We start from the raw sequence: 14,194 nt of genomic DNA on the forward strand, positions 1-14,194 counted from the left end.
AAGCCACCCCTCACCCCAACCCTCTCCCCAGAGGGGAGAGGGGGAAAGGGAGCAGATTTGTGTAGGTTTCAATTCCTGAGTTCGGCTCCGGACTTTCAGGTCGATGTACCTCGGATAAACACCTCGGTCGGCTCCCTCTCCCTCTGGGAGAGGGCTGGGGTGAGGGGCTTTTCACGCCAGAATACGCTCGAGAGTCCGAGTGACGCCTTCTTCTCGCAAGCTGTTCAGACACCACTCAAACGCCGCAACAAACTCTGGCGAACGCGGTATCGCCGTACCGAAGATTTCTTCAACCCCCAACAACCGCTCAGTGATCAAAGCATCCTCCGCCACCAACCCCTGACAGAACGCCGCCCGAGGATCCGGAACCGAGTAAGTGTCGCCATTCTCATCCACGCCCTTCAGGTAAAGGGCCCAGGCCGCCACCACCAAGGCCGCGCGTTTGGTCTCGCGCCCATCGGCAATCAACCGATTGATCGTCGGAATGGTGAACTTGGGAAACTTCGACGAGCCATCGGAGCAAACCCGTTCAAGCTGATCGGCAATCGCCTGATTGGAGAACCGCGCCACCAGCGTGTCCTTGTACTCGGTGAGGTCGATGCCCGGCACCGGCGCCAGCTGCGGAGTCACGTCCAGGTCCATATAGGCGCGCATGTAGCGCACGAACAGCGGGTCGTTCATGGTTTCGTGAACGAAGCGGTAACCCTTCAAAAAGCCCAGGTAAGTCAGCGCCAGATGGCTACCGTTGAGCAGTTTGATCTTCATCTCTTCGTAGGGGGAAACATCGTCGGTGAATTGCACGCCGACCTTTTCCCAGGCCGGGCGGCCGTTGACGAACTTGTCTTCCAGCACCCATTGCACAAACGGTTCGCAGACCACCGGCCAGGCGTCATCGACGGCGTGCTTGTCCGCCAGTTGCAGGCGATGGGCGATGCTGGTCATCGGCGTGATGCGATCGACCATGGCGTTGGGGAAGCTGACGTTGGCGTCGATCCAGTCGTGCAGGTCCGGATCCAGCGAAGCAGTAAAGGCCAACAGTGCCTTGCGGGTCACCGCGCCGTTGTGCGGCAGGTTATCGCACGACATCACCGTGAACGCCGGAGTGCCCGCCGCACGCCGCTTGGCCAACGCCGCACAGAGGAAACCGAACACGGTTTTCGGCTGTTGCGGGTTCGTCAGGTCGTGCTGAATCTGCGGCAGGTGCGCCATGAATTCGCCGTTGCTGTCGTCGATGCAATAACCGCCCTCGGTGATGGTCAGCGAGACGATGCGGATCTGCGGATCGGCGAGTTTGTCGATCAGCGCCTGGGCGCTGTCCTCGGCCAGCAGCATGTCGCGGATCGCGCCGATGACCCGGACTTCGGTGTCGTCGCTGTCGCCCAGTTCGAACAGGGTGAACAGGTAGTCCTGCTCCTTGAGGTCATCACGGGCGCGGCGGTCTTCGGCGCGCAGGCCAACGCCGCAAATCGCCCAGTCCAGTGCTTCGCCGGTGTTCATCAGCGCATCGGTGTAATACGCCTGATGCGCGCGGTGGAAGCCGCCGACGCCAATGTGGGCGATGCCTTGGCGGGTGTCGCTGAGGCTGTAGGCCGGCAGTTTCACTTCGGCGGCCAGGCGGTTGAGGTTTTGCTGGTTCAGTTTCATCGGGTCAGTCTCGAAATCAGGCGGCCGCGCGCAACGGGCGGGTCAGCGCCACGCCGTTGGCATCGAACAGATGGCAGTGGGAGGCGTCCAGGTGCAGGTTCAGTTGTTCGCCGTAACGGCTCGCCAGATCACCGCGCACGCGCATGGTCAGGGCTTCGCCGGCGTTGGTCTTGACGTGGCAGAAGGTGTCGCTGCCCAGTCGTTCGCTGACGTCGGCGGTAACTTGCAGGGTGCAGTCGCCCGCTTGCGCCAGTTCCAGATGTTCCGGGCGAATACCGAGAGTCACGGCGCTGCCGACGCTCAGGTTCGACGCGTTGAACGGCAGGGTGATGCGGGTGCCGGCGTCCAGCGAGACTTCGCAGCTCGCGCCGTCGATACGGGCGATCTGGCCTTTGAGGAAACCCATTTTCGGCGTGCCGAGGAACCCGGCGACGAACAGGTTGGCGGGGTGGTGATACAGCTCCAGCGGCGAGCCGACCTGTTCGATCTTGCCGCCATTGAGCACCACGACCTTGTCGGCCATGGTCATGGCTTCGACCTGATCGTGGGTCACGTAGATCATCGTGGCTTTCAAATCTTTGTGCAGGCGCAGCAGTTCCAGACGCATCTGCACCCGCAAGGCGGCGTCGAGGTTGGACAGCGGCTCGTCGAACAGGAAGATTTTCGGGTTGCGCACGATCGCCCGGCCGATGGCCACGCGCTGACGCTGGCCGCCGGACAACTGTTTTGGCTTGCGCTCGAGCATCGGCCCGAGTTCGAGAATGCGCGCCGCTTCACCGACTTTCTTCTCGACTTCAGCCTTCGGCACGCCGGCCAGGTCGAGGGCGAACGACATGTTTTTCTTCACGGTCATGTGCGGGTACAGCGCGTAGGTCTGGAACACCATTGCCAGATCACGCTTGGCCGGGCTGACTTCGGTGATGTCGCGTCCGTCCAGTTCGATGGTGCCGCCGCTGACCTCTTCAAGGCCGGCGATCAGGCGCAGCAGGGTGGATTTGCCGCAGCCTGACGGGCCGACGAACACCACGAACTCCTTGTCGTTCACCTCAAGGTCGATGCCCTTGATGATGGAAAAACCTTCGAAGCCTTTTTGCAGATTCTTGATTTTCAGGTTGGCCATGGTGGCGCTCCTCTTGCGAATTCTTATTTGACGGCGCCGAACGACAGACCGCGCACCAGTTGTTTCTGGCTGATCCAGCCAAAGATCAGGATCGGCGCGCAGGCCAGGGTCGAGACGGCCGACAACTTGGCCCAGAACAAGCCTTCGGGGCTTGAGTAGGAGGCGATCAGCGCGGTCAGCGGCGCGGCTTTGGACGAGGTCAGGTTCAGCGACCAGAACGCCTCGTTCCAGCACAGGATCAGCGAGAGCAGTACGGTCGAGGCCAGGCCGCCCTTGGCGATCGGTAGCAGCACGCGGAGCATTTCCTGAGCCAGGGTGGCGCCGTCGAGGCGGGCGGCTTCGAGGATGTCTTTGGGGATGTCCTTGAAGTAGGTGTAAACCATCCAGACCACGATCGGCAGGTTGATCAGCGTGTAGATCACGATCAGCGCGATGCGCGTGTCAAGCAGGCCGAAACTCTTGGCCAGCAGGTAGATCGGCATCAGCACACCCACCGGCGGCAGCATCTTGGTGGAGAGCATCCACAGCAGCGTGCCTTTGGTGCACTGGGTTTCGTAGAACGCCATCGAGTAGGCTGCCGGCACCGCGATCAGCAGGCACAGGGCGGTGGCACTGAAGGAAATTACCACTGAGTTCCAGGCGAAACTGAAGTAGTCGCTGCGCTCGTTGATGTGCAGGTAGTTCTCCAGCGTCGGCGTGAAGATGAACTGCGGCGGTGTGGCGAAAGCGTCGATTTCGGTCTTGAAACTGGTCAGCACCATCCAGAAGATCGGGAAGAAAATGATGATCGCGATGGCCCAGGCCAGCGTGCCGAGCAGCAGGCTTTGCAGCCGGCGGGATTGTTGAAGAGTCATGGCAGGCCTCAGGCTTTGTCAGTCAGGTTTTTGCCGATCATCCGCACCAGAATGATCGCGGCGATGTTGGCGATGACCACGGCGATCAGGCCGCCGGCCGAGGCCATGCCGACGTCGAACTGCACCAGCGCCTGGTTGTAGATCAGGTAGGCGAGGTTGGTCGACGCGTAGCCGGGGCCGCCGTTGGTGGTAGTGAAGATTTCGGCGAACACCGACAGCAGGAAGATGGTTTCGATCATCACCACCACGGCAATCGGCCGCGCCAGGTGCGGCAGGGTCAGGTGCCAGAAGATCGCGATCGGGCCGGCGCCATCGAGGCGCGCGGCTTCTTTCTGTTCCTGGTCGAGGGACTGCATGGCGGTCATCAGGATCAGGATCGCGAAGGGCAGCCATTGCCACGAGACAATGATGATGATCGACAGCAGCGGGTAGTGCGCCAGCCAGTCCACCGGCTGCGCGCCGAACAGTTTCCAGAGGTAGGCGAGGATCCCGGACACCGGATGGAAAATCAGGTTCTTCCAGATCAGCGCACCGACCGTGGGCATGATGAAGAACGGCGAAATCAGCATCACTCGCACGATGCCGCGACCGAAGAACTCGCTGGCTTCCAGCAACGCACTGATCAACACGCCGAACACCACGCTGATCAACAGCACGCTGCCTACCAGCAATAAGGTGTTGGTGGCACCGGGCATGAAGCCGGAGTCGGTCAGAAAGTAGGTGAAGTTTTCCAGCCCGACGAATTCGTTGGTGCCCGGGTCGAGCAGGTTGTAGCGGATCATCGAGAAATAGACGGTCATGCCCAGCGGCACGATCATCCACAGCAGCAACAGGGCCACCGAAGGGCTGACCAGGAACCAGCCGGGATTGGCCACACGGCTTTTGCGCCGGGGCTGCGACAGGTCGATGTGGGCTTTGGCAGTTGAAGTATTCATGGTGATCACAACCGTTTTAAAAGGCAGACTCGATCCACTGTGGGAGCGAGCCTGTTCGCGATGAGGGTGGTCCATCCGCCACATTTATTGAGACCGGATTACCGCTATCGCGAGCAGGCTCGCTCCCACATGGAAATGCGCAGGATTACTTCGGATAACCCGCGCGCTTCATCTCGCGTTCGGTGGTTTGCTGGGCGGCGGTCAGCGCTTGGTCGACCGTGGTCTGGCCGATCAGTGCGGCGGAGAACAGCTTGCCGACCTGTGTGCCGATCCCCTGAAACTCGGGAATGGTCACCAGTTGAATGCCGATGTACGGCACGGGTTTGAGGGTCGGTTTGCTCGGATCGGCCGCTTTCAGCGATTCCAGCGTGACCTTGGCAAACGGTGCGGCGCTCATGTAAGCGTCGCTGTAGGTCGAGGCGCGGGTGCCCGGCGGAACGTTGGCGATGCCGTCGGTCTTGGCGACCAGTTCGCCGTACTCTTTGGAGGTAGCCCAGGCGCTGAATTGCTTGGCGGCGTCCTTGGCCTTGGAGCTGGTCGGAATCGCCAGCGCCCACGAGTACAGCCAGGCCGAGCCTTTGTCGGTGACCTGATGCGGCGCGTAGGTGAAGCCGACGTGATCGGCGACCTTGCTTTGGGTCTTGTCGGTGACGAACGAGCCGGCGACGCTGGCATCGACCCAGATCGCGCATTTGCCGCTGTTGAACAGGGCGAGGTTCTCGTTGAAACCGTTGCTGGAGGCGCCCGGCGGGCCGGATTTCTTCATGGTGTCGACATAGAAGTTCAGCGCGTTTTTCCATTCCGGACCGCTGAATTCCGGTTTCCATTGCTCATCGAACCAGCGCGCGCCATAGGCGTTGGCCACGGTGGTGATCAGCGCCATGTTCTCGCCCCAGCCGGCCTTGCCACGCAGGCAGATGCCGTATTGTTCCTTGTCCTTATTGGTGAGTTTCTCGGCGAAGCCGGCGATCTGCTCCCAGGTCGGACGCTCCGGCATGGTCAGGCCGGCGTCCTTGAACAGGTCGGTGCGGTAGTAGGTGATCGAGCTCTCGGCGTAAAACGGCAGGGCGTACAGCGAACCCTTGACTGACAGGCCTTCGCGTACGGACGGGAACACATCATCGAGGGCGTAGCTGGCCGGCAGATCCTTCATCGGCTCCAGCCAACCCTTGGCACCCCAGAGTGCGGCTTCGTACATGCCGATGGTCAACACGTCGAACTGACCGCCCTGGGTGGCGATGTCGGTGGTCAGGCGCTGACGCAGGACGTTTTCTTCCAGCACCACCCAATTGAGCTTGATGTCCGGATGCTCGGTCTCGAAGGTTTTCGAGAGCTTTTGCATGCGGATCATGTCGCTGTTATTGACGGTGGCGATGGTCAGGGTCTGGGCGCCAAGGCTGACGCTGCTGAGGGTCATGCAGGTGAGGGCCAGCAGAGCTTTTGCAGTGGGTTGCATCGTGCACTCCTTTTCTGCACCCGGCGGGGGGCAGAAGGACAGTTATTGTTTTTGTGTTCTTCCGGCGGGGGAAGAATGTGCACTGATTACAGCCTTCTGACGCAGGGCTGACAAATCATCCCTAGCACTTGAATCGATACTTTTTTGCACTCGGGATTGGCGCGATAACCGCAGGGAAGGGCGTTTCAGCAGGGCGAAGGGCGCGAAACCGTACAGATTTTCCTGCTCAGCCGTGGTTTTGCTCGGTCAGGCGCTGCACCACCAGCCGCCGGTAATGCGATGGCGTCATGCCTTTGAGCTGCTGAAAGCGCCGATTGAAATTGGAAATATTGTTGAAGCCCGACTCGAAACACACCTCGGTCACCGGTTTGTCGCCATCGGCCAGTAACTCGCAGGATTTGCTGATGCGCAGGCGATTGACGAATTCGATGAAATTGCGCCCGGTGGCCTGCTTGAACACGCGGCTGAAATAGGTGGGTTTCATGCCCAGGTGCTCGGCGACTTCCTCAAGGGGTAGCTCGCGGGCGTAGTGGGCGAAGATGTAATCCACCGCGCGGTTGGTGCGGTCGATGTTGTGCTCGTCGGCCAGTTGCGGGGTGGTTGCGCCGGACAGCAGTTGGTAGTCGTCGCACGCCGCCAGCAATTCCATCAGGATGAAAAAGTGCCCGAGACGGGTGATGCCGGTTGAATCGGCGATGCGTTGCATCAGGGTCATGGCCTGGCGAATTGTCTGCGGCGAGCGGAATTCGATGCCGTACTGCGCACGTTCGAGCAGCGGTGCCAGGGTCTTGAGTTCGGCGAATACCTGATGGCCGCTTTCGAACAGTTCATCGGTGAAGTTGACCAGCATGTCGCGTTTCTCGACCACTTCATCTTCGGCCACCTGGCTGATCCAGTTATGCGGCAGATTCGGGCCGGTCAGGAACAGGGTCTGTGGATAGAAGTTGCCGATGTAGTCGCCGATGAACACCTTGCCCGAACTGGCGACGATCAGGTGCAGTTCGTACTCCTTGTGAAAATGCCAGCGCACCAGCGGGCAGGGGAAACCGTGCTGGCGATAGATGATGGACAACCCGTTGTGGTCATCCATCAGCTCATAAGAAGGGTCAGTCACGCGGGCTGTTCGGGTCATGGCAGAGCGCTTTTATTGTTATCGCCCGGTGATCATGCCTCGTTCCTCGTCGGTTGCGCCAGTTTCCATTGCCGCTCAGAGCGCCCGTTCTCGGGCTTTCATCAAGTTGGCAATCCGGCAAATCTCTACCAGGTCCGACTCTTCGATGAAGTCGACATTGATGATGTTGCACTTCAATGCCCAGTCACTGTTGTCCAGATCGAACCATTCGTTCAACTGGTCATGGATGTCGACGGGACCGCCCAGGTAGGTATAGCTGGTGGCGGACAACGACCAGGGGCGCCAGGTACCCGGTGGATTCTGCATGACACTACCGATGAACGCCTTCAGCTCGTCAGGCGTAGTCGTATCGGTGCCTGACCACTTATGGCTTACATAATCGTGGAATATCGTGTGATCAAGTTCTATGCCTGGACCGGCAGCGAACACTCGCTGTTGCGGGCTGGCGCGCTTCAGCTCCCGCAGGCTCAGGGCCGCGTTCCAGCGCGGGATCAGTCGATGCCCGAGAAAACTGCTCATTATTTTATTGAAGTAGTCGTGGTCGAAGTCTTTGCCATCAAGTTTGTGGAAATCAAGAACAATGAACTCGTCAGGGTTTTTTTGCAGAAAAAGTTCTACGTCGTTGATCAGTTGCCCTAATGTCCGAGAGTTTCGAAAACCATTATGGTGAAGAATGAATTTTTTTGGACCTTCCGCACTGGCTTCATAGCTCAGGCGAATATCCAGCGCTCTGGAACCATTGTGCAGTTGGGCGTAAAAGGTATCGTGCTGACATACCAGCCAATGGCGAGGCGGGCCGAAGATTGGGTAGTCGGCGCGCCAGTCACTGCCTGCGTTGTGGGTGCCGGGTAATGTCAGTTCAGCGATTGTCAGTGTATCAATGGCGGGCGTTGAGCCCATCCAGTTATTGTTGCTCATTTATGTATCCTGCGTGATTTAAAGAGTTGTTGGCAATTCAATTTTTTATTTGAATGGCGCTTGCAGGATGTTTATAGCGTTTAACTTTTTTAATGGCTATTGGTGGACTGATGCAAGTTGTTGGTGATTGTTTTTATAATTTTCCGTCATCTCATTTGTTCCGGTTTTTTGCTTCGATCCACTGCGCCATGTACTGAGTACTTTTGTGTGCGTGATGACGCAACATACTGCCTGTGAAGTTGTTTTTTCTGAGTTGCGCCAGATGTTCACGGCAGTATTTTATTTTCTCAATAAGGGCAGGACCATGAATCGCTTGTTGATAGCGATCACGCAATAGCGTGCTGCCTTGAGTTTGAGCGGTTTGCCACAGCCCTTCGTCCTTGTACAGCTGAACCGCTGCATCGGCGAACGCCCGCGCCGACTGCGTCACGGCTCCTGGCCAGAGATGATCCGTGTGCATACCTTCAGCACCGATCGGCGTCGTCACGCTGGGCGTTCCGCAGAGCATGGCATCGATCAGCTTGCCCTTGATGCCAGCGCCGAAACGCAGGGGGGCCAGGCAAACCCGGGCATCGGACATGACCTGCAATGCATCCTCCGCCCAGTTCATGATGTGAAAACCCTGGGACGCATTGTGCAGCGCTGTTGCCTTGGGCGGCGTATACGCGCCGTAGACATGTAATTGTGCCTTGGGCAGTTGATCGCGAATCAGCGGCCAGACTGTCGTCTTCAGCCACAGAACGGCGTCCCAGTTCGGGGCGTGACGGAAATTGCCGATACTGAGGAAGTGCGCGCGCTCCTCGAAGGGTTTTGACGGTGTGCCGAGTGGTTCGACCATCAACGGACACCAGTGCAACAATTCCGGTGGCAGCTTGAACTGTTGCACCAGCAACTCGATTTCCACTGGCGAGATCATCAGGTTCAGATCGCAACGATAAAGCGCGGCGATCTCGCGCTTGGCCAGATCGGTTTCGGCCATCAGTTCGAACTCTTCGGCGAGCGCCGGGGCAAACAATCCCTGGAAATCGTTGGCGTCGTCGCTGAGCTTCAGTCGATCTCTCAAGCGCTGGTGTCGAGCATGCCGCAGGCTCTGCAGGTCCGACGTTTCCAGAACGCGCAAGGCATCGGGGCAGTGTTTCTCCACTCGCCAACCGAACTGTTCTTCGATCATGAACTGGTCGAACAACACGATGTCCGGGGCCAGTTCACTGATAAACACATCGAAACTGCTGTTGTTCAGTTCGATCGGTACTTCGTGAATGCCCAGCGCAGTCAGATCGGCGCGGTGCTCACCGGTACCGGCCGGGCTGGCAAAGGTAACTTGCCAGCCTTGTCGCAGGAACGTCTCGAGAATCTGCATCACATGTCCGCTCGCGGCGGAGGAGCGAGGTTCCGGCCAGACGTAACCAATGACGAGGACTTTGGTTGCGGGCTGACTCATGAGTAACGATTCCTGGGACAAAGGGACAAAAAAAGGCGCGCGAATTAGAACACAATGCGCGCGCCTGCCAATCCGCTTTTTATCAGATCGGTGCCTTGCTCAGTTTGAGTCGCAACGAGCCGTCGATGAAGCCAAGCCTGTTGGTGTTTTTCAAGCCGTTCTGAATGCGAGCGAGATTGAGCAAGAACGTTTCCCGGTGTGTCCGTGCCTGATCGAGCATTGATACCGCCAGTGAGTAGGAATCGGCGTTGAGCAATGCCGGATGCTTTTTAACGAGCGACGGCAGCGTATTTTCGATAAGCCCCAACAACTCGAAGCCCTCATCATGAGTGGCCCGGAAATGCGGATTGGAAAGGTTTTTAGGGTGCGCCTTGTGAGCATCCTTGGCGAAATCCAGCAATCCGGCCACGTCCATATCGGCAGGCCCGGCGCCGGCCTGTTTCAATTGCCCATAATACAAGTCCAGTGTGTCCGGCGCGCCGTGAGCCATTTCATGAACCAACACATCTCCAATCCGGCCATCGTCGTACTTGGCCATACGGTAATAGTCGTCCAGTCCGTCGGGGTAGATCACCAGAAATCGCTCCGGAGGGTTTTTCAAGTACGAGCCGTCGAGGACGCTGGCCTTCCAGCGCCTGTAAACCGGCGGCCGCAACGCAGCGTTGGCTTCCGAGCCTTTTTTGAACGACATGTTGGCAAGCGTGACGTAATCCAGATCGTTGCGCATGTTGTGCAAATTGGCTTTCACATGCCTGAGTACTTCATCGGAATCATTGCCAAAGACGTGCTTGAGCACCGCGCGCATGTCAGCGTTGTCGTTATCCAGGAGCATCAGAACAGCATTATCGAGTTTTGATTTGGCTGTCGGCAGGGCTCTTTTCACATAGGCCCGGGTATAACTGAAGGGTTTCGAGCGACCGAAGAGTCGGCGAAGCGGCGCCAAGGGCGAGGCTTTAAGGTTTCTCAACTTGGGTCCCCAGGCACCGCCAACCCTGTGATTCAGTGCATACCAGTCACTGTTTCGCTGAAGTGCCAACAGACTGACCGCATCCCCCGGATTATTCGCAGCCTTCCAGGTACCCTGAAACAGGTCTGATTTCTGCGCAGCCTTGACCAGATCGTAGGATTGCGCGCTTCCAGTCAGTTTGCGCAACTGGCCGGTGGCGGTTTCCAGAGTGTTCAGCCCGTATTTGCTCAGAAGCAGCACGCCCTTTTTGGCCAGGCGCCCACCTTGCACAGCCAACGTCGGCAACCCGTCCAGCGGGTTGAAAATGGACACCGAAAAATGCGCCCCTGCCTTGGCAATGCTCAGAGCCTTGGCGGTCGTCGAGGTGGTCTTGCCGGCGATGCCGGCAATTGTGGCACCGAAACCGACAACCAGTCCCAGCAACGCCAGACCGTCGAGAATGCAGCCGCCGATGCCCTCGGTTACTTGAGACGCGTCGCCGGATCGCAGGTCCTCTATACATTTCTTGAAAGGCACGATGACATTGATGATGGCTTCATTCACCTGATCATTTTCGGCGCGTATTTGCTGCAGTTCGGTCTTTGCGTACAACGATGAATACAGTTCGTCACGAGTGGCCACCGGGTGATTGCCCAGTACCCCCTGCGCCAAGGATTGGAAGGCTGCGGAAAAGAACAGCGGAACCGGATGCACTGCCTCGGACGTCAGGGTGAAATGCCAAAGCTTTTCCACGACCGCGCCAGACTTCACACCGTGTTTCGGCTCGCTGCCATTGAGATAGGCATCGAGGTCAAGAGGCCATTGGCGCTCGGGTTTTTTGGGCTGAAAGTCCGTGTCCGCGCCTTTGTAGGACAGTGAAGGCTCTTCATACACAACCCCGGTGGAACGCAACATGTCGGCCAGCTCCGGACGCTCGCGACAAAGTCCCCTGAGAGAGAACAGTTCATAACAATGGAATGCCTTACCGTTTTGGCAGCCCAGAATAATGCCGTAACGCCCCTTGGCAGCATTGCGATGGCGTTGGGTTTCTTCAAATGGATTGAGCGTGTTTACCGACTTTCGAACGGTATATAACGTGATGAAACCATTGGCCAGCATTGTCCTGTCACGTTTGGGCAAGTTTGACACTGCCATTTTGATGATGGACTGGAGGCTCTTCTGCAAAGTTTGATGGTATTGCTCAAAAACCTCGTCGAACAGCGAGTCGATTGGTTCCAGTTCGCCGAGCCGTGAGAAGGCGTTAGCGGGGGGATTGAATGCCTCGGTGGTTATGAACTTGTCCGTCAACTTGCCGTCAACGACCAGATCACCTGACAGGTAGAGGTCGAGAATCGAAACACGGAGTCTCTCTATTTTTGAATGTTCGCCGTTTGCATTACTCAGGCTGACAGGATGATAAAGCAGTAACCATTCCAGAATGTTGCGTTCACCCAATGACGGGTCGAACCTGGCTTTGAATACTCGTTGTTCAAGATAATCGCCTGCCGGCAAAACGCGTTTCAGCGCTTGCAGTGCCAACTCCCGTCGATCAGGCGGAACAACCGAAATACCTGTTTCGACCTCATTCAATGCTTCGGCATATTCGCTGAAACGGTTGGCGGCGATGATGAAGGCATCTACGTCATATTCATTTTCCATCGTCGCAGGCAAGACACCGTTGAGCATTGCCCACTGGATAACCGGTGTGATGGTTGCCAGTTCGTGCATCGCACGTTGAGCGCTACTGACGGGCGACAGTTCAGAAAATGCCTTCACCCGGGCGTAGGTCATCAGGCGCGAAGCGCCGGGCGCAGCGAGCTCAATCAGTGCGACCGCCTGGGACAGAATGACCCAGCCAGGCTTGCCGATCGTCAATTCGACGGGCATTTGCTGAACGAGGAACTGGGGTGCCGCGCCTGCCAGCAACAGGTGTGCGGCCAAAGGCCCCAGTTCAGGTTCCAGCTGCGTTTCGACGATCAGTTGTTTTTCAAATGCCTGTACCACCTGCGAAGGGGTCCTCAAAGCATTGTCCGGTTGATACAGAGCAAACCCGGCGATTGTTTTCGCATGCCGTTCGACATCGACTTTCAGATCCAGAATCAACGCGGTGGCTGCCAGACATTTGATTTGTCGTTTCGCCACTTCCCGGTCAGCTTGTTCCAGGTGCCATTGCAGCCGCTGATGCAGAACTTCACCCAGCATCCTGGCTTTCGGCGAATCGAGAAAGCGTTCCAGGTAGTCGGCCGCGCGTTCGCGCCGACCAACTTCAGGCACCTGGCGCAGATCGTCCGTTGCAATGAACTTCAACAGACTGGACTGACCTTGCGTGAGTTCGTCAGTGACCAGCGTGATGGTTTTGCGTGCCTCTGCCGACAGGTGAAAAGGCGAGTCGACGGGTTCCCCCAGCAATTGATAAAAGTCGGCTGTATCCGGGCTTTGCGGAATTTCGAACTGAAGAAACTCGACCAGATTACGCACTTGTTCAACATTGCCGGGCAGGGTGTATTCATGAAAGCGAAGCCACTGATCGACTGCAAAAAACTCCCCGGAAAAAACACAGCCGCCGGTTTTTACCGCGCAGTCCCCCAACATCAGGATGTCATTGAGCAAGTCGGTGCTAATGGCGGGGTCGTTGGTGATATCAACCCATCCATCCTTGATCAGGATCCTGAGTCTGGCCTGCTCATCAATACAGACAACAGTGTCATCAGGCAGGGAATGTTTCTGCGCAAGGAAAGCAAAGTCCTCGGTTTCAAGCATCTTTGACAAAGCGACGCGGGCAAATTCCAGGGCATTATCAAACGTCGTGCCGGACAAACGGGGCACCGTGGTGTCGCGCAAGTCGATGAGTTCAGTGTCCGGGCGTTTTCCTGCAAGGGTAGAGAGGCTTGAAGCAATGCTGGATTTTTCTGTTTGATCAAGCTTTCGACGCGAGGCAACATTCCCGAAATCGAATGCAGCGTCGTCTATATCCAGCAGGCTTGTGCCCTGTGCAAGTTGCATAAGCAATTTGTCCTTGATTTATATTCTGAATTAGTTGTCCTCGGCAGTTATGCGAAAGTTGGTGGTGCGTAAAAAACACAACTACGGAACGGCCGCAGAATAGTTTTGTTCTGCGGCTGATGAACAGTTGTAGTTGGTTTCAAAGTTGGTCAGGGCAGACCCGGGATCCGCCCTTTGAATAGTTCGGGAATGGAAGTTGAAACTTTCAGGAACACTCAAGTACGGCTTTGACTTTGTCTCGTAACTGATCGATTGAAAACGGCTTGCCGATCACATGCATGTCCGCCGGCACTTCAATGGCCTCGGCATAACCACTGGCAAACAAAATCGGCAGGGCCGGGCGAATGTTGCGAGCTTCGGTGGCCAGTTGGCGGCCATCCATGATCGGCAGACCAACGTCAGTCATCATCAGGTCGATGTGCTGATTCACATCCTTGAGGATGTCCAGTGCCTGCTCGCTGCCATCCGCCTCCAGAACCTTGAACTCCAATTCCTCCAGCACGTCGACGATCAGCATGCGCACGATGGCATCGTCTTCTACTACAAGGATGGTGGACACAGGGCTGGACATAATGGCGGCTCTCAAGAATGGGGGGGGGGGCGCCGGTCGATCAAAAATGCCGGGCTCTTGCATGAGTAAGTGGCGCATGGCCACAAGTTCCCGAGTGGATACAAAAAAAGAATAGGCGCAAACGGGCGGGCAAGGATACCTGTAGGCCCGCGATTCGGCGTAGGCAAATGTAGG

Annotated in this window: 10 protein-coding genes; all 10 read right to left on the bottom strand. The window is 57.3% G+C overall.

Annotated features, from left to right (window positions below; translation table 11 throughout):
• Positions 1-171: 171 nt before the first annotated feature.
• Positions 172-1,644, bottom strand: a complete 1,473-nt coding sequence (locus ACODTD_RS02105; protein ID WP_011334051.1) for a mannitol dehydrogenase family protein — start codon at positions 1,642-1,644, stop codon at positions 172-174.
• A gap of 16 nt (positions 1,645-1,660) precedes the next feature.
• Entirely contained in the window at positions 1,661-2,764 is a 1,104-nt protein-coding gene (locus ACODTD_RS02110) for an ABC transporter ATP-binding protein (RefSeq protein ID WP_041475265.1), read from the bottom strand.
• 23 nt (positions 2,765-2,787) lie between these two features.
• Positions 2,788-3,618: a carbohydrate ABC transporter permease gene (locus ACODTD_RS02115; RefSeq protein ID WP_489104378.1), complete on the bottom strand. Its 831-nt coding sequence runs from the start codon at positions 3,616-3,618 to the stop codon at positions 2,788-2,790.
• Between the two features lie 8 nt (positions 3,619-3,626).
• Complete coding sequence (locus ACODTD_RS02120) at positions 3,627-4,553, bottom strand: carbohydrate ABC transporter permease (RefSeq protein ID WP_011334053.1); 927 nt, start codon at positions 4,551-4,553, stop codon at positions 3,627-3,629.
• Between the two features lie 145 nt (positions 4,554-4,698).
• Complete coding sequence (locus ACODTD_RS02125; RefSeq protein WP_221614688.1) at positions 4,699-6,009, bottom strand: ABC transporter substrate-binding protein; 1,311 nt, start codon at positions 6,007-6,009, stop codon at positions 4,699-4,701.
• Between the two features lie 226 nt (positions 6,010-6,235).
• Positions 6,236-7,141, bottom strand: coding sequence for an AraC family transcriptional regulator (locus tag ACODTD_RS02130; protein WP_011334055.1), 906 nt, complete (start codon positions 7,139-7,141; stop codon positions 6,236-6,238).
• Between the two features lie 75 nt (positions 7,142-7,216).
• Positions 7,217-8,059 carry a phosphatidylinositol-specific phospholipase C domain-containing protein gene (locus ACODTD_RS02135; protein WP_489104379.1) on the bottom strand — a complete coding sequence of 281 codons (843 nt, stop codon included), beginning with the start codon at positions 8,057-8,059 and terminating at the stop codon, positions 7,217-7,219.
• A 151-nt stretch (positions 8,060-8,210) separates the two neighbouring features.
• On the bottom strand, positions 8,211-9,500 hold the full coding sequence (locus ACODTD_RS02140; protein ID WP_489104380.1) for a glycosyltransferase: 1,290 nt from the start codon (positions 9,498-9,500) through the stop codon (positions 8,211-8,213).
• A gap of 82 nt (positions 9,501-9,582) precedes the next feature.
• Complete coding sequence (locus ACODTD_RS02145; RefSeq protein WP_489104381.1) at positions 9,583-13,449, bottom strand: hypothetical protein; 3,867 nt, start codon at positions 13,447-13,449, stop codon at positions 9,583-9,585.
• Positions 13,450-13,654: 205 nt separating this feature from the next.
• Positions 13,655-14,020, bottom strand: a complete 366-nt coding sequence (locus ACODTD_RS02150; protein ID WP_201818378.1) for a response regulator — start codon at positions 14,018-14,020, stop codon at positions 13,655-13,657.
• Positions 14,021-14,194: the final 174 nt, after the last annotated feature.

Source organism: Pseudomonas sp. FG35 (assembly GCF_057809295.1).